Source organism: Parablastomonas sp. CN1-191, assembly GCF_049354825.1.
Taxonomy (GTDB): domain Bacteria; phylum Pseudomonadota; class Alphaproteobacteria; order Sphingomonadales; family Sphingomonadaceae; genus Novosphingobium.
Window position 1 is genome coordinate 804,446 of record NZ_CP186480.1, and the last position, 19,453, is coordinate 823,898.

The 19,453-nt window shown below is 65.4% G+C and carries 18 protein-coding genes and 1 tRNA gene; 6 read left to right on the forward strand and 13 right to left on the reverse strand.

The window, feature by feature from the left end:
- Positions 1-2: 2 nt before the first annotated feature.
- The 4 genes from ACOYW6_RS04040 (at position 3) to hflX (ending at position 5,613) form a co-directional block, all read left to right on the forward strand.
- Entirely contained in the window at positions 3-2,156 is a 2,154-nt protein-coding gene (locus tag ACOYW6_RS04040; RefSeq protein WP_423142531.1) for a sensor histidine kinase, read from the forward strand.
- Between the two features lie 34 nt (positions 2,157-2,190).
- Positions 2,191-3,588 (forward strand): sigma-54-dependent transcriptional regulator, encoded by a 1,398-nt coding sequence (locus tag ACOYW6_RS04045; RefSeq protein WP_423142532.1) that lies wholly within the window; start codon positions 2,191-2,193, stop codon positions 3,586-3,588.
- Between the two features lie 124 nt (positions 3,589-3,712).
- Complete coding sequence (gene hfq / locus ACOYW6_RS04050) at positions 3,713-4,276, forward strand: RNA chaperone Hfq (RefSeq protein ID WP_423142533.1); 564 nt, start codon at positions 3,713-3,715, stop codon at positions 4,274-4,276.
- A 65-nt stretch (positions 4,277-4,341) separates the two neighbouring features.
- A complete protein-coding gene (hflX, locus tag ACOYW6_RS04055; protein WP_423142534.1) occupies positions 4,342-5,613 on the forward strand; it encodes a GTPase HflX in 1,272 nt (423 codons plus the stop codon).
- On the opposite strand, the gene mazG is transcribed toward hflX, so the two are convergent.
- The 9 genes from mazG to ACOYW6_RS04100 form a co-directional block, all read right to left on the reverse strand.
- On the reverse strand, positions 5,590-6,339 hold the full coding sequence (gene mazG / locus ACOYW6_RS04060; protein ID WP_423143059.1) for a nucleoside triphosphate pyrophosphohydrolase: 750 nt from the start codon (positions 6,337-6,339) through the stop codon (positions 5,590-5,592). The two genes, hflX and mazG, sit on opposite strands and share 24 nt — an antisense overlap.
- Positions 6,340-6,410: 71 nt before the next feature.
- On the reverse strand, positions 6,411-6,596 hold the full coding sequence (locus ACOYW6_RS04065) for a hypothetical protein (protein WP_423142535.1): 186 nt from the start codon (positions 6,594-6,596) through the stop codon (positions 6,411-6,413).
- On the reverse strand, positions 6,593-7,360 hold the full coding sequence (locus tag ACOYW6_RS04070) for an MBL fold metallo-hydrolase (protein WP_423142536.1): 768 nt from the start codon (positions 7,358-7,360) through the stop codon (positions 6,593-6,595). Before ACOYW6_RS04070 ends, ACOYW6_RS04065 begins: the two co-directional genes overlap by 4 nt.
- Positions 7,357-8,133: a TatD family hydrolase gene (locus ACOYW6_RS04075; RefSeq protein WP_423142537.1), complete on the reverse strand. Its 777-nt coding sequence runs from the start codon at positions 8,131-8,133 to the stop codon at positions 7,357-7,359. Before ACOYW6_RS04075 ends, ACOYW6_RS04070 begins: the two co-directional genes overlap by 4 nt.
- Entirely contained in the window at positions 8,133-9,695 is a 1,563-nt protein-coding gene (metG, locus tag ACOYW6_RS04080; protein WP_423142538.1) for a methionine--tRNA ligase, read from the reverse strand. The genes ACOYW6_RS04075 and metG overlap by 1 nt, the downstream gene beginning before the upstream one ends.
- A 28-nt stretch (positions 9,696-9,723) precedes the next feature.
- Positions 9,724-10,620, reverse strand: coding sequence for a DNA polymerase III subunit delta' (locus tag ACOYW6_RS04085; RefSeq protein ID WP_423142539.1), 897 nt, complete (start codon positions 10,618-10,620; stop codon positions 9,724-9,726).
- Positions 10,621-10,672: 52 nt separating this feature from the next.
- Positions 10,673-11,308 (reverse strand): dTMP kinase, encoded by a 636-nt coding sequence (gene tmk / locus ACOYW6_RS04090; protein ID WP_423142540.1) that lies wholly within the window; start codon positions 11,306-11,308, stop codon positions 10,673-10,675.
- On the reverse strand, positions 11,305-12,456 hold the full coding sequence (locus ACOYW6_RS04095) for a D-alanyl-D-alanine carboxypeptidase family protein (RefSeq protein WP_423142541.1): 1,152 nt from the start codon (positions 12,454-12,456) through the stop codon (positions 11,305-11,307). Before ACOYW6_RS04095 ends, tmk begins: the two co-directional genes overlap by 4 nt.
- A 5-nt stretch (positions 12,457-12,461) precedes the next feature.
- A complete protein-coding gene (locus tag ACOYW6_RS04100; protein ID WP_423142542.1) occupies positions 12,462-13,511 on the reverse strand; it encodes a lytic murein transglycosylase in 1,050 nt (349 codons plus the stop codon).
- A 112-nt stretch (positions 13,512-13,623) separates the two neighbouring features.
- On the opposite strand from ACOYW6_RS04100, the gene ACOYW6_RS04105 reads away from it, so the two are divergent.
- Together ACOYW6_RS04105 and ACOYW6_RS04110 are read left to right on the forward strand one after the other, a co-directional pair.
- Positions 13,624-13,713 (forward strand) — tRNA-Ser (locus tag ACOYW6_RS04105).
- Positions 13,714-13,738: 25 nt separating this feature from the next.
- Positions 13,739-15,643 carry an acyltransferase family protein gene (locus ACOYW6_RS04110; protein WP_423142543.1) on the forward strand — a complete coding sequence of 635 codons (1,905 nt, stop codon included), beginning with the start codon at positions 13,739-13,741 and terminating at the stop codon, positions 15,641-15,643.
- Here the strand turns inward: ACOYW6_RS04110 and ACOYW6_RS04115 are convergent.
- From ACOYW6_RS04115 to ACOYW6_RS04130, 4 genes are all read right to left on the reverse strand, one after another.
- Positions 15,640-16,155, reverse strand: coding sequence for a DUF1440 domain-containing protein (locus tag ACOYW6_RS04115; protein WP_423142544.1), 516 nt, complete (start codon positions 16,153-16,155; stop codon positions 15,640-15,642). The genes ACOYW6_RS04110 and ACOYW6_RS04115 overlap by 4 nt on opposite strands.
- A gap of 43 nt (positions 16,156-16,198) precedes the next feature.
- Positions 16,199-16,369, reverse strand: coding sequence for a hypothetical protein (locus tag ACOYW6_RS04120; protein ID WP_423142545.1), 171 nt, complete (start codon positions 16,367-16,369; stop codon positions 16,199-16,201).
- Positions 16,370-16,429: 60 nt separating this feature from the next.
- Complete coding sequence (gene lpdA, locus ACOYW6_RS04125) at positions 16,430-17,842, reverse strand: dihydrolipoyl dehydrogenase (RefSeq protein ID WP_423142546.1); 1,413 nt, start codon at positions 17,840-17,842, stop codon at positions 16,430-16,432.
- A gap of 224 nt (positions 17,843-18,066) precedes the next feature.
- Entirely contained in the window at positions 18,067-19,353 is a 1,287-nt protein-coding gene (locus ACOYW6_RS04130) for a pyruvate dehydrogenase complex dihydrolipoamide acetyltransferase (protein ID WP_423142547.1), read from the reverse strand.
- Positions 19,354-19,453: the final 100 nt, after the last annotated feature.

Sequence of the window (19,453 nt, forward strand, 5' to 3'; positions counted from 1 at the left end):
TGATGGCGCGCCGGACCAATTTTTTCGCCATCGTCACAGCGCTGGCCGTTCTGACCTTCGTGACCATGGTCACCGTCAGCGTGTTCGCCATCGTCGACCATGCCACCACGGGCGAGATGATGCCGGGCGATCTGACCGCCTGGCTGCTGTTCGGCACCCTGGTACCCGCGATGGCGATCGTGGTGCTGGTGGGGCGCTGGCTGGCGCTGCGGCGGGCGGCGCGCAACGAAGGCGGGGGCGGGCAACTGCACGTCCGTCTCGTGTTCCTGTTTTCGCTCATTTCGGCGGTGCCGACCCTGATCGTGGTGCTGTTCGCCTCCTGGCTCTTCCAGTCGGGCGTGGAGTTCTGGTTTTCCGATTCCTCGCGCGGCTTGCTTGAAAACGCCAACAAGCTGGCGCGCGGCTATTACGAGCAGACCCAGAAGGACATGGAGTACGAATCGCTGGCCATGGCAGGCGATATCCGTGATTTCCTGAGTCAGGAGCCGATCACCAGTCCCAGCTTCCCCGACTATTACAGCTACCAGGTCATTCACCGGAAGATCGATGAATCGACGATCCTGCAGAAGGGCAACGACGGGGCGCTGCACAAGGCCGCCTTCGCGCGGGGCGACGATCCGCTTTCGGAAGAAGTGTCCAGCAACGTTCTGCGCAAGCTCGACAGCGGGGAGTCGATCGTCGTCTCCGCGAAGCCCGACCGCATTGAGGCGGTAACCCCGATCGACCGCCGGAGCGGCATCTATCTCTATACCGCGCGATCGTCCGACCTGCTGTCGGGCCAGCGCGCGCAGAATATCGTGGTTGCCTACGACGTGCTGACCAAGCGTGCGCGTGTGCTGCAGATCCGTTTCAACGTTGCGCTTTACGTCGCCTCGCTGATGCTCGTGGGGTTCGCCGTGTGGTTCGCGCTGCGGTTTGCCGACCGGCAGGTGAAGCCGCTTTACGACCTGGTCGAGGCCGCGAGAGAGGTGGGGCGCGGGAACTTCGCGCTGCGCGTGACCGGTCGCACCGGCGCAGACGAGGTCGGCCTGCTCAACCGCGCATTCAACCGCATGACCGGCCAACTCGAACAGCAGACCAAGGCGCTGGTTAGCGCCAACCAGCAACTCGATGAACGCCGCGCGTTCACTGAAGCGGTGCTCGAATCCGTAACGGCCGGCGTCGTTTCACTGGGCCGCGATGGCGAGATCCAGTTGATGAACTCGTCGGCGCAGAAGCTGCTGCTCGATCGCCGCGGGCCGGCTCCGGTCGGAACGCGCCTGGCGGACCTGGCGCCCTCGTTGGCGCAAGTGATCGAAAACGACGAGGGCGGGGGGATCGTCCAGTACGCCAAGGGCGGAGAACTCCTGACGCTGGCCGTAAAGGCGACGCGCCGCCGCGCCGGCGGCCCGGTGCTGACGTTCGAGGACATAACCCGCCAGCTGGTTGATCAGCGCGCTGCCGCTTGGTCGGACGTGGCCCGCCGCATCGCGCATGAGATCAAGAACCCTTTGACGCCGATCCAGCTCGCAACCGAACGGCTGAGCCGCCGCTACAAGAAGCAGATCACGGTCGACACCGAGCTGTTCGAGGAACTGACCAGCACGATCATCCGCCAGGTCGGCGACCTCAGGAAGATGGTCGACGAATTCTCGAGCTTCGCGCGGCTGCCAAAGCCGGTGTTTCGCGGTGAGGACCCGGTCGACCTGGCTCGGCAAGCGCTGTTCCTCCAGGAGGTCGCCCGGCCCGACATCGACTTTTCCTTCAGCGCCGACGGCGACGTTGGCACGATTGCGTGCGATCGCCACCAGTTCGGCCAGGCCATGACCAACGTGCTCAAGAACGCCGTCGAGGCGGTCGAAGCGCGGCAGAAAGTCGCCGAGGCCGATTACCGCGGCCGGGTCGAAGTTTCGATCCGCCACACGGCGCAGGACATCGCGATATCGATCGCGGATAACGGCGTCGGTCTCCCGCAGGATCGCGAGCGCATCGCCGAACCATACGTGACCACGCGCGAGAAGGGGACCGGGCTCGGGCTGGCGATCGTCAAGAAGATCGTCGAGGAGCACGGCGGCGAAATGGCGTTCGCCGGCAACAACCCGAAAGGCACCATCGTCACGCTGACGTTTGCCCGCGATCCGATTGCGCCCGGCAACGCGGCCGAAGCCGCCGAATGACAACGCGAAATATGCCAATGCAAAGGAAGATCTGATGGCCCTCGACATCCTCATCGTCGACGACGAGCGCGACATTCGCGACCTCGTCGCTGGCGTCCTGTCGGACGAGGGCTACGAGTGCCGGACCGCCGGCGACAGTACCTCGGCGCTCGACATGATCGATCAGCGCCGCCCCAGCCTGGTCCTGCTCGACGTATGGCTGCACGGCAGCCCGATGGATGGACTGGAAGTGCTCGACGCGATCAAGGCGCGCGAGCCCGAATTGCCGGTGATCATCTTCTCGGGTCACGGTAATATCGACACGGCCGTGTCCGCGATCGGCCGCGGAGCCATGGACTTCATCGAGAAGCCGTTCGAGGCCGAACGCCTGCTCCTCCTCGTCGCGCGCGCCACCGAGACCGAGCGCCTGCGCCGCGAAAATGCGCGCTTGCGCGAGGGTTTCGGCATTGCCGACGAGTTCACCGGAAATTCGGCCGCCATCAACACGGTACGCGCCACTCTGAAGCGGGTCGCCAATACCGGATCGCGCGTGCTGATTTCAGGGCCCGGCGGGTCGGGCAAGGAAGTGGCGGCACGCCTGCTCCATTCGTGGAGCCCGCGCGCCGCCAACGCCTTCGTTACGGTAAATTCCGCACGCATTACCCCCGAACGGTTCGAACAGGAGCTGTTCGGCGAGGAGGCGGACGGCAAGCTGGTACGCGCGGGCCTGCTCGAAATGGCCGACAGCGGCACGCTCTACCTCGACGAGATCGCCGACATGCCGCTGTCGACACAGGCACGTATCCTGCGGGTTCTCACCGATCAGGCTTTCGTCCGCGTGGGCGGCAATCGCCAGATCCGCGTCGACGTGCGCGTCGTTTCGTCGACCTCTCGCGACCTGGAACGCGAGATTGCCGAGCGGCGGTTTCGCGAAGACCTGTTCTACCGCCTCAACGTCGTGCCGGTGACGCTGCCTTCGCTGGCCGATCGCCGCGACGACATCCCGGCGCTCGTCGATCATTTCTTCGCCCGTTATGCCTCCGACCAGGGCGTACCGCCGCCGACCATCGCGAGCGAGGCGCTGGCCGCGCTGCAGGCTTACGAATGGCCGGGCAACGTGCGTCAGCTTCGCAACATGGTCGAGCGGACGATCATCCTTGCCCCGCGCGAGAAGCTGGCCCGGATCGAGGCCGACATGCTTCCCAGCGAGGTCGTCAACAGTCGCATGAACGGGGAGGGGGGCCTTTCCAACCTTATGGGGGTGCCGCTTCGCGAGGCGCGCGAGGCATTCGAGCGGGAATACCTGCGCGTGCAAATTCGCCGCTTTTCCGGGAACATCTCGCGCACAGCGGCCTTCATCGGCATGGAGCGCTCGGCACTTCACCGCAAGCTCAAGCTGCTCAACATGGCTGGCCGCGAGGACAGCGACGGCATGGCGGAACACACGACCTGATCGCGCATTTACGCCGGCGTTGGATGGCGATAGTCTGGGCTTGAAAAACGGCCGCGCCCCTTTGACGGAGCGGGGCCAGATAGCGGTCCGTGAAACGGCACCGCCAACAACGATGGAGTGACCGATGACTTCACGCACCCTGACAGCACGCCCGCGTGCCAAGACCGAGGCTCCGGCGGAAACTGCCGAGGCTGCTGCGCCGGTTACGCCTGCCAAGGGCGCCAACCTTCAGGACCAGTTCCTCAACCTGCTGCGCCGGAACAAGATCCCGGTCACCATGTTCCTGGTCAAAGGCGTCAAGCTGCAAGGCATCGTCACCTGGTTCGACAATTTCTCCATCTTGCTGCGCCGGGACGGCCAGTCACAGCTGGTCTACAAGCATGCGATTTCCACGATCATGCCAAGTCAGCCGCTCGACGCTGCGCAGTTCGGCGTTGCCGAACCCGCCAAGAAAGTCCGCCTGCTACAGGATGTGTTCCTGACCAGCGTCCGCAATGCGGAGGTTCCCGTGACGATGTTCTTGGTCAACGGCGTCATGCTGCAGGGCCGGGTCGCTGCCTTCGACCTGTTCTGCATGCTTCTTGAGCGCGAGGGCTACGTCCAGCTCGCTTACAAGCACGCGGTCTCGACAATCCAGCCGGTCACCCCGGTCGATCTGACCGGCGAAGACGACGGGGACGAGGGCTGACCCAATCTGATGACCTGGACGGCGAGGTCTCGCGCGGCGCGCGGGCTCTGATCGTTTACCCGGAAATGCGCGGCCGCGGGGCTTCTGACGTTGACACTGCGGCGCGCCTTGAGGAGGCACGCGGGCTGGCGCTTGCGATCGGGCTCGACATCGCCGACGCGATCGCCATCCCGATCCGCGAGCCGCGCGCCGCCACGCTGTTCGGGGAAGGCCAGATCGCCAATATCGACATCGCCTGCAACCAGGGCGAAGCCGAACTCGTCGTCGTCGACGGATCGCTTACCGCGATCCAGCAGCGCAACCTTGAGGATAAGCTCAAGCGTAAGGTGATCGACCGAACCGGTCTCATTCTCGAGATCTTCGGTGAGCGCGCAGCAACTGCAGAGGGCCGCCTCCAGGTGGAGTTGGCGCATCTCGACTACCAGGCCGGGCGCCTCGTGCGTTCATGGACGCACCTTGAGCGTCAGCGGGGCGGATTCGGCTTCCTTGGCGGGCCGGGCGAAACGCAGATCGAAGCCGATCGCCGCATGATCCGCGACCGCATGGCACGTCTGCGCCGCGAGCTTGAAAACGTGCGGCGGACCCGCGGGCTGCACCGCAGCCGCCGCGAAAAGGCGCCGTGGCCCGTGATCGCGCTGGTAGGATACACCAACGCCGGCAAGTCGACGCTGTTCAACCGCCTGACCGGAGCGGGGGTAATGGCCGAAGATCTGCTCTTCGCTACGCTTGACCCGACAATGCGGCGGATCCGCCTGCCGGGGGTCGACAAGGCCATCCTCTCCGACACGGTCGGCTTCATTTCCGACTTGCCGACACAGCTTGTCGCTGCCTTCCGCGCGACACTCGAGGAAGTGACCGCCGCCGACGTGATTGTCCACGTCCGCGACATCGCAAACCCCGACACGGAGGCCCAGAAACGCCAGGTGCTCGATGTCCTTGGTGATCTCGGTCTCGTCGGGCAGGACGCCGAGGAGGGTGGCGAGCCGCCTGTTCCGATCGTCGAAGCCTGGAACAAATGGGACTTGGTGGACGCCGAGCGCGCTGCCGACCTGAAGGATCGCATCGCGGTTCGTCGCGACGAGATTATCGTCCCCGTATCGGCGATAACCGGCATGGGCACCGACGATTTGCTGGAACGGCTCGGCGCGATGCTCACCACGGGTGCGCGGCCGCATCGCTTCATCCTCGCTGCGGGTGACGGACAGCGGATTGCCTGGCTTCACGCACACGGTGAGGTTTTAGGGGAAACGCCCGCTGGCGAGGACGAGAGTGGTCCGCTGACCTCGGTCGAAGTGCGGCTGACCCCGCGCGAGCTAGGCCGGTTCGTTCGCCTCTGACGCCTTGACGTCATTCCACAACGCGTCCTGCGCAGAAAGGTCGAGGGCTGCGAAATGCTGGCCGCGCTCGGCCGCGAGGCGTTCCATCGCGCGAAAGCGCCGCTCGAACTTGGCATTGGCAGCGCGCAGGGCGCCTTCAGCCGACACGCCGTACGCGCGAACGAGGTTGACCACGGCAAAGAGAACATCGCCGGCTTCCTCGAAATGCTCGCCGGGCGTCGCGGCGGCGCTCAGTTCAGAGACTTCCTCGCTGAGTTTCGCTGCCGGGCCGGCGACATCGGGCCAGTCGAACCCGACCCGCGCGGCGCGCCTTTGCAACTTTTCCGCTCGCAAGGCCGCCGGGAGTGCCAGCGCTACGCCATCCAGGGCCCCGTCCGCACCTTTGTCGGCGCGTTCCGCCGCCTTGATCCGCTCCCATCGTGCGTCGCGCGATTCCGCGTCGTCGTGGGCACCTCCAAAGATATGCGGATGGCGCTGGGTCAGCTTCGCGGTGATCGACGCGGCGACGTCATCGAAATCGAACAGGCCGGCTTCCTCGGCGATGCGTGCCTGGAAGACGACCTGGAACAGCAGGTCGCCGAGTTCGTCCTTGATTGCGTCCGTGTCTCCGCGCGACACCGCGTCGGCAACCTCATAAGCTTCCTCGATCGTGTGCGGGACGATCGTCTCCCAGGTCTGCGCGATGTCCCAGTCGCATCCGTGCACCGGGTCCCGCAGCGCAGCCATCAGGGCGAGGAGCCGGTCGGTAGCATCTGACACACGCGATCCTTTACGATGATAATATATATTATGTTAAATCAAAGAGCGCCGATGTTGGGAGCATTGGCGGCAATCACGGCCACGGTCGCGATGATAAGGATCCACAACCCGGCGTGCAGCAGCGTCGTCTTGCGCGTCTGGCCTCGCGCTCGATACGCACCGAACGCGAGCAGCAGCCAGCCAAGCGACGCCACGATGGCTCCAACCGTTGCCCAATCGTTCACAGCGCCATCTCCAGGCCATCGTATCCGACGTCTACGTTGCCGGGAACTTCGCCTTGCAACGTCTTGTAATCCATAGATTTATCAAGGTGAGTAAGCACGCCGCGATTGGCCTTGGTAGCGGCAACAAGTTCGAGCGCCATGGCAAGATGCGCGTGCGTGGGATGCGGTTCGCGGCGCAGGCAATCGACAACAAGGACATCGACACCGTAAAGCAGATCGATCATCGACTTCGTAATTTCGCTGAAGTCTGTCGCGTAACCGAGCGTCTTGCCATCGGCATCGAAAACGTAGGCCGTACTTTGCGCGGGACCGTGCGGCATCTGGCAATGACGGATCCCGAATCCGGCACACAGCCGCATCCGTTCTAGGGTGTCGAGCGCGACGATCGTCGGATAACCGAATTCGCCTGCGAACACATATCCGAAACGTTGCCGCAGCCGACGCACGGTTTCGTCGGCTGCATAGCCAGGAATAGGACCGGCGCGCCCATAACGCAGCGGGCGCAAGTCATCGATGCCATGGCAATGATCGGCGTGATCATGGGTCCAGAAGACGCCATCGAGACGGTCGATACCGCGCGCGAGCAGTTGGGCGCGCAAATCCGTCGAGGTATCGACCAGCAGGCGCGATCCCTCGGCGCTCTCGACGACGATCGAAACGCGCGACCGCCGGTTCCTCGGCTCTTCGGGGTCGCAATCGCCCCAGTCTTCGCCGATCCGCGGGACGCCGGTAGACGTACCCGAACCCAGCATGATCAGCTTCACGCCGCGGCTTTCGTAAACAGCGCGCGGAAATTGCGCGTGGTCGTTTCAGCCAGCTCGTCCGGGGAGACCCCTCGTAGCCCTGCCACGAAACGCGCCGTATCGGCGACGAAGGCAGGCTCGCACGTGCGGCCGCGGTGCGGGACAGGGGCAAGGAACGGCGCATCGGTTTCGACCAGGATGCGACCCGACGGAAGCTCGGCAGCGACGGCCTGGAGATCGGCCGCATTCTTGAACGTTACGATACCTGACAGGGAGATCGTCAGGCCAAGGTCGAGCACCTGGCGGCCGAACGCCGCCGACGCCGTGAAACAGTGGATCAACGCCGGGAAGGCACCCTTCTCGCGCTCGTCCGCCAGGATCGCCGCGGTTTCCGCCTCGGCGTCGCGGGTGTGAACGATAAGCGGTAACCCGGTCTCGCGCGCGACCGCGATGTGAATGCGAAACAGCTCCTGCTGAACCGTCCGATCCGACTTGTCATAGTAGAAGTCGAGCCCGGTCTCTCCGATCGCGACGACGCGCGGATGCTCCGCGGCCGCCAGCAGTTCGGACTTGCCCATGTCGGTATGCGCATCGGCTTCATGCGGGTGGATGCCGACGCTGGCCCAGACATCGGTCTCGCGTTCGGCCGTGGCCACGACGCGGCCCCATTCGCGCCGCCGTGTCGAAATCGACAGGAAGCCCCCCACCCCTGCCAAGCGCGCGCGGGCCAGCACCGCCTGCTGGTCCTCGACCAGCCCTTCGTATTCCAGGTGACAGTGCGAATCGATCAGCATCAGGTGGCGTTCTCCGACGCCAGGTCGAGCCTCGGGAACACCCCCACCGGTTGCGCGACCCGGTAGCTTGACCCTGCCAACGTGTCGAACCAGCTGTTGTCGGCGAGCGCGATGTAGTCGCGGGCGTCGGCGGAGATGCCCATCTGATCGAGCAGGCGATCGATGCTGGTCGGCACGACCGGTCGCACCGCGATGGCAAGGTCGCGAACGCAGCGAAAAAGGATGTTCAGGACCGCGGTCATGCGCGCAGGATCGGTCTTTCGCAGCGCCCACGGCGCCTGTTCGTCCACGTACTGGTTGCAGGCGAACACCGCACGCATCCACGTCTCGAGACCTTCGCTGAACGACAGGGCCTCGAAATGTTCGGTCATTTTGGCTAGCTGCGCGGACACGTCGGCGCGAAGCGCTCGGTCGGCCTCCGTCTCGTCCAGGTTAGCTTTAAGAACCCCATCAAGGTTCTTGAAAATCATCGACAAGACCCGCTGCGCCAGGTTGCCGAAGCTGTTTGCCAATTCGGCGTTGGCCCGCGTCACGATCGCTTCGGCAGAAAAGCTGCCGTCGTTGCCGAAACTCACTTCGCGCAGCAGGAAGTAGCGCAATGGATCGACGCCGAACGTGTCGGCAAGCTCTATGGGATCGACCACGTTGCCCAGCGATTTCGACATCTTTTCGCCGCGGTGAAGCAGGAAGCCATGACCGAACACGGCCTTGGGCACCGGCAGACCGGCCGACTTGAGAAAAGCCGGCCAATAGACCGCGTGGAACCGCACGATGTCCTTGCCGATCAGATGCAGGCTTGCCGGCCAGAAACGCGCAAAATCGCCATCTCGGTCGGGAAACCCGACTCCAGTGAGGTAGGTGGTCAGCGCGTCGACCCATACGTACATGACGTGACCCGGGCTGCCCGGCACCGGCACCCCCCAATCGAAACTGGTGCGCGACACCGACAGGTCGCGCAGTTCGTTCCCTTTGAGGAACGACAGCACTTCTTTGCGGCGGCTCTCTGGCTCCAGGAAACCGGGGGTTTCGTTGAGTTCGATGAGCCAGTCGCGATACCGGGAAAGCCGGAAGAACCACGATTCCTCGACGTTCCATTCCACCGGAGTGCCCTGCGGGGAAAGGCGCTGCCCTCCCTCCCCGTCAATCAGCTCGCTTTCGTCGTAAAACGCTTCGTCACGCAGCGAGTACCAGCCCTCGTAACGGTCGAGGTAGAGATCGCCCCTGGCAGCCATCGCCATCCACAAGGCTTGGCTGGCGGCGTGGTGCTGCGGCTCGGTGGTGCGGCGAAAGGCATCATAGCCAATGCCAAGACGTTCACACATCGCACGGAAATGGTTTGACATTTCGGTCGCGAATTCAAGTGTATCGCGTCCCGCGTTACGCGCCGTCTGGGCCATTTTCAGCCCGTGCTCATCAGTGCCGGTGACGAGCCTGACGTCATATCCCTGCGCCTTTCTGAAGCGCGCGATGACGTCGGCCGCGATGGCTTCGTAGGCATGGCCGATGTGCGGCTTGCCGTTGGGATAGCTGATGGCTGTGGTCAGGTAGAACGGTTCGGCCATGACCGGCGGGGTGCTTTCAACGGGGGGATCAGGCAGTTTCTCTAGGCAGCGCGGCCGAGGCCAGCAACCCGCCAATTTCCATGACCAGCAGCGCCGGGTCGTAGTTATAGGTCGCCACTTGCGATGCGAGCCGCGCGATTTCGCCGTGTGCCGCTATCAGGCGTCGCTGCCGCGCCGGAGGCGAATTGTCGAGCGCGCCCGCTACCAGCGCGCGGGCCAGGTCGCAGGCGGCCTGCATCCGCTCTCGATCGGGCCGCGCCCCGATCGCGTCCGCCAGCGCTCCGCGCTGCTCGAAATGATCGTCGCCTGCCTGCAGTATCCGGACCATCGCCTGGTGAACCGGCCCCAGCCCCTGCCCGACGAAGCCAAGCGCCATGCCCGGCGATCCGCGCGCGGCCGCCACCGCGGCGGCGCGTGTCGCCGCGTCGGCGCCCGGCTCGGCCCCCGTCACGATCCGCGCCACCGCGTCGTCGCTTAGCGGATCGAAGCGGAGGATACGGCAGCGCGAGCGGACCGTTGGCAGCAGTCGACCCGGGCGGTGGCTCACAAGCAGAAAGAAGGTGCCCGCAGGCGGCTCCTCCAGGCTTTTGAGTAACGCGTTGACCGCGTTCGTCTCGAGATCGTCGGCGGGATCGATAATGACCGCCCGCCGCGCGCCGAGCGTCGGGCGCGTGGTCAAACGCTGCTGCATGGCCCTGATCTCATCGATCGGAATCGAGCGCTTGGTCTTGTAGGGTTGGCCGTCATCGCGCTTTTGCGCCTCGACCTTGTTCTCTGGCGGGTGCTCGGGTGCCAGGATATCGGGATGCCGGTCGGGCGGTGGCTGGGGAGTGCCGGTCTGGGCGACGAGTTCCGCCGCGGCGGCGCGGGCGAAGCTGGCTTTCCCCAGGCCCTCCGCCCCGGCCAGGATCCAGGCATGGTGCATTCGCCCCGACGATATTGCAGCGCGCCATTCACGCCATGCCTCGGCGTGGCCCTCAAGCATCGGTCAGCAGCGGCTCAATCGCGGCCATGATCCTGTCATGGACTTCCTCGGCGCCGCTTCCCGCGTCGATCCTTGCAAAGCGCCGTGGCTCTTCGTCGGCAAAGCGGGAAAAAGCAGCGGCGACGCGGGCGTGATAGGCATCGCCACGGCCGCCGATACGGTCGGCATCTTCACCGTCGCGGGCCGAAAGGCGTTCGGTCGCGAGCGCGGGCGGCACCTCAAGCAGCAACGTGAGGTCGGGCAGCAAACCTTCGCTGCCGATGCGGTGCAATTCAAGGATGGCCGCATCCCCGATCCCGCTCGCGCCGCCCTGGTAGGCTCGGCTCGAGTCGACGAACCGATCGCAGACAACCCATTGTCCGGCAGCGATCGCGGGACGGATCAGTCGCTCTACGTGGTCGGCACGCGCGGCAGCGAACAGCAGCGCCTCGGCGCGCGGCCCCCACCCCTCGCCCCCGGTACCCAGCAGCAGCCCGCGGATCGTCTCTGCGCCCGGCGTCCCGCCAGGTTCGCGCGTCATCACGACGTCCAGGCCGCGCGCGACCAAGGCAGCGGCAAGCAAGCGCGCCTGCGTCGACTTGCCTGCGCCTTCCCCGCCTTCCAGCGCGATAAACCGTCCGCGTGTCATGACCAAAGCCCTATAAGCCCGTTGCGCAACCTGTCGATGACGCCGGCAGGTGCGACGTTGCTCGCGGCGCTTAGCGGCACGCGCTGGATGGGCAGACCGGGCTGTTCGACCAGCAAGGCGGCCACGACCGTGCCGGCGCGGATCGGCGCCTTCAGCGGTCCAGTGTAAACGATCCGCCCCGGAACCGGGCGCGCAGGAACCGCCGCGCCCCGTGCCAAAGTCAACGATACCGCGCGCGTAGCAACAAGCGGCACGCTGATGGCAGCGCCGCCCTGCACGCGCGCCGTGCCAACCGTTTCGCCGGCGTTGAGGACGCGATGCAACGTCCACTCGGCAAAGCCCCATTCGACGAGATCGCGCGAGGCCTGAGCCCTGGCCGCCGGTGTCGGAGCGCCAGCGACGACCAGCAGCAGGCGGCGATCGCCGCGCACCACGCTGCCGAGGAAATTGAAGCCCGCCTCGTTGGTGTGGCCGGTCTTGATCCCGTCCGCCCCGGTGACGACGCCCAGCAAAGGGTCGTGATTGCGCAGCGTCATTCCCCGCCAAAGGAAGGACGGGTGGCCGATATAGCGGCGGTAAAGGTCTGGGTGCCGCTCCACGAGCACGCGCGCCAGGGTCACAAGGTCGCGCGCGGTCACGAACGTGCGGCCCTGGTCGGGCCAGCCGTTAGGCGTGCCGAAATGGCTTCCGCTCATGCCGATACCCTGCGCGGTGGCGTTCATCCAGGCGGCCCAGCGTTCCTGGCTGCCCGCCGCGTGGCGCGCCAGCACGATCGCGGCGTCGTTTGCCGACGCGGTCGTGATGCCCATCAGCAAGTCGTGAACGCTGACTTTCTCGTTCGGGCGCAGGAACAGGCTGGTCCCCAGTCCCGCCCACTGCGACGAAAGCACCGGCGAGACGGTGACGACGTCATTTTCCTTCAAGGTGCCGGCCGCGATCAGATCGAAAGCTACCAGCGTCGTCATGGCCTTCGTCATCGACGCAGGCAGCAGCCGCGCCGACGGATTGCGCGCGTAGAGCGCGGTTCCGCTTGAAAGATCGTAAAGCAGCGCCTCGTGTGCGGCGTCGACCGAAAGCGGCGGCGGTGCGGGAGCGCAAAGGGCGGGCGCCGCGAGCAGCGCCAGCAGGCCACCAACGAGTTTGCGCATGGGGTTCAGCGCGCGATCGCGTCGGCCAGCAGCCCGACTGACAGCGCGTAGTAATTGGAGCAGTTGTAGCTCAGGATTGCACGGTAATTGCCGGTTAGAAGGTAAGCCGGAGCGCCACGACCGTCAGGTTCGATCAGGCTTGCGAGCACCCCGTCGCCGATCGGCGCAAGCGCGGATACGCCTAGTTGCCGCCATTCGGCTATGGTTCGCCATTGCGACTGGCGCGCGTGAACGCGCGGGCATTCAGGGGCGGTCAGCTTATTCTCGAGCGCGCCGGCGTTGAAGTCGGCCGGCACCGAGGCACGTACGGCCCAGGGCTGGCCCGGCTTCCACCCGGCATCGCGAAAATAGTTGGCAATAGAGGCAAGGGTGTCGGCACGGCTCGACCATATGTCGGCATAACCATCACCGTCGCCGTCGCGGGCGAGGCGCAAGTACATGGAGGGCAGGAACTGCGGATTGCCCACCGCGCCGGCCCAGCTGCCCTTCAGGCGTTCGGGCGGAACGCCGCGATCGACCATCTTGAGGAGGGCGATGAATTCGGAAGCGAAGAGTTCGCGCCGGCGCCCCTCCCACGCCAGCGTCGCCAGGCTGCGGGCAAGGTCGAAATCCCCGGTGTAGCTGCCGTAATTCGTCTCATGCCCCCAGATCGCCAGCAGGATCGGCACCGGCACGCCGTAGCGTGCCTCGATCGCCGGCGCGAAGCTCGCGACCGCTCCATACATGCGTTTGCCGCCGTCGATCCGCGCAGCGTCGACGTGGGTGCGCATATAGGGCGCGAACGAGATCGACGAGCTGTTCGACGTCGTGGTCGACGAGGAGCCGGGCTGCGACTGGTCAAGCGTGATTACGCGCGGGTTCGGCGTAAGCCCCGCGGTCATGCGGCTGATCGTCGCGTCGCTCACGCCTTCGCCCCGGGCGCGAGCCGCCAAAAGCTGGAGGTAGGCGGAGAAATCCATGTCGACCGTCTGCGCCGCCGCCGGCGCCATCGGTACGCCGCCCGCGATCGACATCGACAGCACGGCAAGAAACGCAAATCGCTTGGAAATCGACATTCGGCCACTGTCGCAGACTTGCCCGCCGAAGCAAAGGGCGCCGGCGGCATTTCCGGCACGCTTCGCAGGCGTGACAAAGCCGGTCCGCCGCGCTAGCCGCGTGTCCCGTAAAGGACAGGTGGCCGAGTGGTTTAAGGCAGCGGTCTTGAAAACCGCCGTGGGTGCAAGCTCACCGTGGGTTCGAATCCCACCCTGTCCGCCACTAACGTCAAAGCAGGGGCGGCGCGATGTCAGCCATGAAATACCGCGCCGATATCGATGGACTGCGCGCCCTGGCGGTCCTTCCGGTCGTCGCGCACCACATGTTGCTTTTGCCCGGCGGGTTCATTGGCGTCGATATCTTCTTCGTCATCTCGGGCTACCTGATTTCCCAAATCGTGTTCCGCGAAACGGACCAGGGAAGCTTCTCGCTGGGGCGCTTTTACGAACGCCGCGTGCGGCGCATCCTGCCGGCGCTGCTTGCGATGGTGCTGGGCGTCCTGTTGGTATCCTGCTTGGTCTTTTCGCCGGCCGACACGCGGTCGGTCGCGCAATCCGCGATCGCGGCGATCCTTTCCTACGCGAACGTCCACTTCTGGCTGCACACCGGCTACTTCGAAACCGGCACCGTGGCGATGCCGCTCCTTCACACCTGGTCGCTCGGCGTCGAGGAACAATTTTACCTGTTCTTCCCACCGCTCGCGATGTTGCTGGCCCGTCGTGGACCGGCGGCGCGGATTCGCGTTCTTGTCGCCATTTTCGCTGTGTCGTTCGCGCTGAGCGCGTGGGGCGCTTATCACGATTCGGGCAGCGCGTTTTACTTGCTTCACAGCCGCGCGTGGGAGCTCGCGCTTGGGAGCATCCTCGCCGCGACGTCGCTTGAACCGCCTGCCAATCGGGCGGCGCGGGACCTCATTGCAGCGATCGGCCTGGCAGCCATTTTCGCGGCCTTGTGGTTCTACACGCCAGCCACGCCCTTTCCGGGCTTTGCCGCGCTGGTTCCGTGCCTTGGTGCTGCGGCGATCCTCTGGACCGGCCGGCAAGCGACATTCGTATCGCGTTTGCTCAGTTTTGGTCCGGTTCGTTTCGTCGGCCTGATTTCCTATTCACTCTACCTCGTCCACTGGCCCGTGATCGTTTTTCAGCGGACAAGCTGGGTTCTTTACGCCGGTCCTTCGCGAGTCATTGAAAAAGGTCTGACGCTGGCGGTCTGCCTGGTGCTGGCGGTCCTGTCGTGGCGCTTTGTCGAACGGCCGTTTCGTAGCCGCCGCGCCAGTGAGGACCACCCCGCCCGCGTGTTCGCATTCGGTGGCGGCGCCGCCGCAGCGCTGATTGCCTTCGCGGCGGTCATCGTGGCGACGGGCGGGCTGCGCGGCTTTCGGCCGGCGCGCGACGATGCGTTCAGCCGCTATCTTCAGTATGACGTCAAGACGGCGCTGCGAATGGGCACCTGCATGGTGGATGAAAATGCCGCCAATGGCTTGCAGCGCGCGCCGTGCCTCACGCTCGATCCGGCGCGCCCGAATGTGCTCCTCCTCGGAGACAGCCACGCCGCAGACTTGCGCTCCGGCATGGTCAATGCCTTTCCCGGCGTGAACTTTCTTCAGGCCACGGGATCCAGCTGTCCGCCATCCGTCGATTCGCTGGCGAGCGGTTACGCGAACTGCCGTGCAGCGATCGCCGAGGGAGTACGGCTTGCAAGGTCCGGCGCGATCGACACCGTGATCTTGAGCGGCAACTGGCTGCGGTTCGATTACCAGTCCTCGCTCGATGTCGCCCGGCAGCTGCGCGACGCGGGGGTTCGCGTCATCATCGTCGGGCCTTCTCCCGAGTATGACCGCCCGCTGCCCCGCCTGCTCGAGTTGGGTCGCAAGACCGGCAATCCCGACGCGCCGGCCGCGTTCAGGGTGCGTGGACTGTTCGAACTCGATCGGCGCATGGCGGATGATGCGCGCGGCTCCGGCATCGGTTTCCTGTCCCGCGCCGCGGTCGTTTGCCCTGCGGGCAAATGCCGCACGGTGATCGGGCATGTCCCGATGCTGTTCGATGCCGATCATTTCACCGCGACTGGGAGTACCTATGTCGCGTTGATCTGGCGGGAGCACGGGCTCGACCTGAGCACGCGGCGCCGACCGGACACAAACGCTCTCTAAGCCGACGCTTTCCTCGCCGCTCTGCGGCCGCCGAGCAGCCGCCGGGTGCCTTCGAGCGCCGCACCGAAGATCAGGTGCGAAGCCCAGCCATAAAGGTGGGTCTTGGCCGAATAGTTTTTCGCGCTCTTTGCCAGGCCCATTTTCGGAACCAGATACTGATCGATCAAAGCGGTCGTCAGCGTGCCGAAACCGGTCCCGAAACCGCGCGAAAATCGCGGCGTGATCTCGTTTACGAAGCCGTAGCCCGCGCCCATCGCCGCGCCGGTTGCGTAGTGGACAGCCTCGGCGGCGGCCTTCTTGTCCCTGGGCGCGACCCTTTTTCCGCGCAGGGCGACGCTGACGCGGTCCGCAGCCTTGTGGGTCGCGGGCGCGCCGTTCGCTTCCGGCGCGCCGACGCGCGCTGCCCACTGCTTTTGAAACGCGCTCATCGCCCAGGACGCCGCCAGCCCGCCCAGCGTACCGGCGATCATTCCGCGAATGGGGCGCGCGCGCCGCTTGCTGCCCTTGCCCATCGTCACTCCTCGTCGCTGCGATTTGGTCAGCAACGAAGCAAGATCAGGCGAGTTCCTCGCTCTCGGGGATGAGTTCGGCTGTTTGAGAGCGCGGCTTGCTGCCCATCCCGGCCGACTTGAGCGTGGGTTTCATCTGGGTGTCGAACTGGGGCGAAGGATCGGCGGGGATCAATTCGCCAAAGGCTTCGCGCTCGGTATCGATCTCGTATTCCATCGGCGTCTCTCCTGCCCCCAGAACAAGCTTCGGGGATGGAAAGTTCCCGTTTGATGACAGTCAGATATGGAGCGCGCGGCCGTAAGCGGCGAGCACGGATTCGTGCATCATTTCGGACAGCGTCGGATGCGGGAAAACGGTTGCCATCAACTCGGCCTCGGTAGTCTCCAGCGTCTTGCCGACAACGTAGCCCTGGATCAACTCGGTTACTTCCGCGCCGATCATGTGCGCGCCCAGCAGTTCGCCGGTTTTCGCGTCGAACACCGTCTTCACGAAACCCTCGGCCTCACCCAGCGCGATCGCCTTGCCGTTGCCGATGAAGGGGAACGTCCCCGCCTTGACCGTGTAGCCCGCTTCCTTCGCCTTGGCCTCGGTCAGGCCGACGCTTGCGATCTGCGGGTGGCAATAGGTACAACCCGGGATGTTGGCGCGGTCCATCGCGTGGGGATGGACGTCCTTGTTGCCCAGTTCCTGCGCGATCGCCTCGGCCGCGATGACGCCTTCGTGGCTCGCCTTGTGCGCCAGCCACGGGCCGGGCGTGCAATCGCCGATGGCCCAGATGCCCTTGGCGCTGGTGCGTCCCATCGGATCGACAGGAATGATGCCCCTCTCCAGGGCGATGCCCTGCTCTTCCAGCCCGACACCTTCGGTATTGGCGACGATGCCCACCGCGACGATGACGTGGCTGAAATCGGCATCGGAGACGTTGCCATCCTTGCCCTTGAGCTTCGCCTTCACGCCGGTGCCGGTCACGGTCAGCGCCTCGACCCCGCTGCCGGTCATGATTGTCATGCCCTGCTTGGTCAGCGCCTTTTCCAGGAAGGCGGAGACATCCGCATCCTCGACCGGAACGACGCGGTCCATCATCTCGACCACGGTAACGTCCGCGCCCATGTCGTTGTAGAAGCTGGCAAATTCGATTCCGATCGCGCCGCTGCCGATTACCAGCAGCTTGGTCGGCATTTCGGTGGGGGTCATGGCGTGGCGATAAGTCCACACCCGCTTGCCGTCGGCCACGGCGAACGGCAGGTCGCGCGCCCGTGCGCCTGTGGCCACGATGATGTGCTTGGCGGTGAGCGTTTCGGTGCCCTTGTCGCCCTTCACTTCGAGCTTGCCGCCGCCCTTCAACGTGCCTGTGCCCATGTGCACGGCGATCTTGTTCTTCTTCATCAGGTGCGTGACGCCCTGGTTCAGTTGCTTGGCAACGCCGCGGCTGCGCTTGACCACGGCGTCGAGGTCGGCGCGGATGTTGTCGGCGGCCAGGCCGTAGCTGGCGGCGTGCTTCATGTTGTGCAGCACTTCGGCCGAACGGAGCAGCGCCTTGGTCGGGATGCAGCCCCAGTTGAGGCAGATCCCGCCGAGCAGTTCGCGCTCGACGATCGCGGTCTTGAGCCCCAGCTGCGCGCAGCGGATCGCCGCGACATAGCCGCCCGGACCCGATCCCAGCACGATCACGTCGTATTGCTCAGCCATCGCTTCTTGCCTCGCTTGCTTGACACGAAACAGGGCCGTGTCGCTTGTGACTTTTGCCCCGCCGGGCCCGGCAAACCGCGCCCTTAACACAAGGCAGGTGTGACTTTCGCCGCCCGAAAGCCACAGCGCCTGCGGCTTTCCCCGATCGGTCAGGCACAGCGGCGGATCGGTGCTTGGGCATCGCCGCCGCCATGCCACCCCGGCCGGGCTGTAGGACAGCCCCGTTAGGCGACCAGCCCGAGCGGCTTTTCGACCAGGTTCTTGAACGCTTCCATCAGCGCCGCGCCATCGGCGCCGTCGATGGCGCGGTGATCGAAGCTGCCGGTGGCGGACATCACGCTGGCGACCGAGAGCGCGCCGTCGACCACGTAAGGGCGCTGCTCGCCCGCGCCGACCGCCATGATCATGGCCTGGGGCGGGTTGATCACGGCTTCGAACTGCTTGATCCCGAACATGCCGAGGTTCGACAGGCTGGCGGTACCGCCCTGGTATTCGTGCGGCTGCAGCTTGCCGTCGCGGGCCTTGCCGGCCAGCTCCTTCATATCGCGCGAGATTTGCGAAATCGCCTTGGACCCGGCGTCGACCACGATCGGCGTGATCAGTCCGCTGGGGGCCGCGACGGCGACCGAGATATCGGCGCGGCTGTACTTGCGCAGTTCGTCGCCCGCGAAGCTGACGTTGCACTTGGGGACCTGCAGCAGCGCCTTTGCCAGCGCCTTGATCAGCAGGTCATTGACCGACAGCTTCACACCTTCGGCCTCGAGCGCGGCGTTCAGTTCGCTCCGCAGCTTGAGCAGGGCGTCGAGGCGGATATCGACGGTGAGGTAGATGTGCGGGATCGTCTGCTTCGCTTCGGTCAGGCGGCGGGCGATGACCTTGCGGATGTTGTTGAGCTTCTCCGCCTCGAACGGGATGCCGAAATCCGGCACCGGCGCGGCGGGGGCCTGGGCCGCGGGCGAGGCGCTGGCGGCGGGCGCGGAGGCAGGAGCGGCTGCCGTGCCGCCCTTGGCCATCTCTACATCGGCGCGGACAATGCGGCCGTTCGGACCGCTGCCCTTGATGGCACTTAGATCGACGCCCTTTTCGGCGGCGATGCGCTTGGCCAGCGGCGACGCGATCACGCGGGATCCGTCGGCAGCGGGCTTCGCGGCCGGTGCCGGTGCCGCGGCGGGCGCGGGGGGTGCTGGGGCCTTGGCGGATGCCCGGGCCGGGGCCGGGGCGGACGCCGCTTGCGCCTCCGCCTTCGGTGCAGGGGCGCTGGCATCCTCGTCGTCGCCGGCCAGCGTCGCGATCACGGTGCCCACTTTCACGCCTTCGCTGCCTTCGGGCACGTCGATCGCGGTGATCGTGCCTTCGTCGACCGCTTCGAACTCCATCGTCGCCTTGTCGGTCTCGATCTCGGCCATGATGTCGCCGGACGAGACCCTGTCGCCCACCTTTACCAGCCACTTGGCCAGCGTGCCCTCCTCCATCGTGGGTGAAAGCGCAGGCATCTTGATGGCAATCGGCATGAACGAACCCGTCCTTTAATTCAGCGGGGAAAGGAACCGCGCTTCCTGTGGCAACAGAATGGCGTCAGGGCAACCCTTGCGCGGCGCGCGATTGTGGCGG

Excerpts from the sequence above, each read along its gene's own strand:
- ACOYW6_RS04040 (WP_423142531.1), top strand. The coding sequence starts at position 3 with ATGGCGCGCCGGACCAATTTTTTCGCCATCGTCACAGCGCTGGCCGTT.
- ACOYW6_RS04045 (WP_423142532.1), top strand. The coding sequence starts at position 2,191 with ATGGCCCTCGACATCCTCATCGTCGACGACGAGCGCGACATTCGCGAC.
- hfq (WP_423142533.1), top strand. The coding sequence starts at position 3,713 with ATGACTTCACGCACCCTGACAGCACGCCCGCGTGCCAAGACCGAGGCT.
- hflX (WP_423142534.1), top strand. The coding sequence starts at position 4,342 with ATGCGCGGCCGCGGGGCTTCTGACGTTGACACTGCGGCGCGCCTTGAG.
- mazG (WP_423143059.1), bottom strand. The coding sequence starts at position 6,339 with ATGGCTGCGCTGCGGGACCCGGTGCACGGATGCGACTGGGACATCGCG.
- ACOYW6_RS04075 (WP_423142537.1), bottom strand. The coding sequence starts at position 8,133 with ATGCTGATCGATTCGCACTGTCACCTGGAATACGAAGGGCTGGTCGAG.
- metG (WP_423142538.1), bottom strand. The coding sequence starts at position 9,695 with ATGGCCGAACCGTTCTACCTGACCACAGCCATCAGCTATCCCAACGGC.
- ACOYW6_RS04085 (WP_423142539.1), bottom strand. The coding sequence starts at position 10,620 with ATGCACCATGCCTGGATCCTGGCCGGGGCGGAGGGCCTGGGGAAAGCC.
- tmk (WP_423142540.1), bottom strand. The coding sequence starts at position 11,308 with ATGACACGCGGACGGTTTATCGCGCTGGAAGGCGGGGAAGGCGCAGGC.
- ACOYW6_RS04095 (WP_423142541.1), bottom strand. The coding sequence starts at position 12,456 with ATGCGCAAACTCGTTGGTGGCCTGCTGGCGCTGCTCGCGGCGCCCGCC.
- ACOYW6_RS04100 (WP_423142542.1), bottom strand. The coding sequence starts at position 13,511 with ATGTCGATTTCCAAGCGATTTGCGTTTCTTGCCGTGCTGTCGATGTCG.
- ACOYW6_RS04110 (WP_423142543.1), top strand. The coding sequence starts at position 13,739 with ATGTCAGCCATGAAATACCGCGCCGATATCGATGGACTGCGCGCCCTG.
- ACOYW6_RS04115 (WP_423142544.1), bottom strand. The coding sequence starts at position 16,155 with ATGGGCAAGGGCAGCAAGCGGCGCGCGCGCCCCATTCGCGGAATGATC.
- ACOYW6_RS04120 (WP_423142545.1), bottom strand. The coding sequence starts at position 16,369 with ATGGAATACGAGATCGATACCGAGCGCGAAGCCTTTGGCGAATTGATC.
- lpdA (WP_423142546.1), bottom strand. The coding sequence starts at position 17,842 with ATGGCTGAGCAATACGACGTGATCGTGCTGGGATCGGGTCCGGGCGGC.
- ACOYW6_RS04130 (WP_423142547.1), bottom strand. The coding sequence starts at position 19,353 with ATGCCGATTGCCATCAAGATGCCTGCGCTTTCACCCACGATGGAGGAG.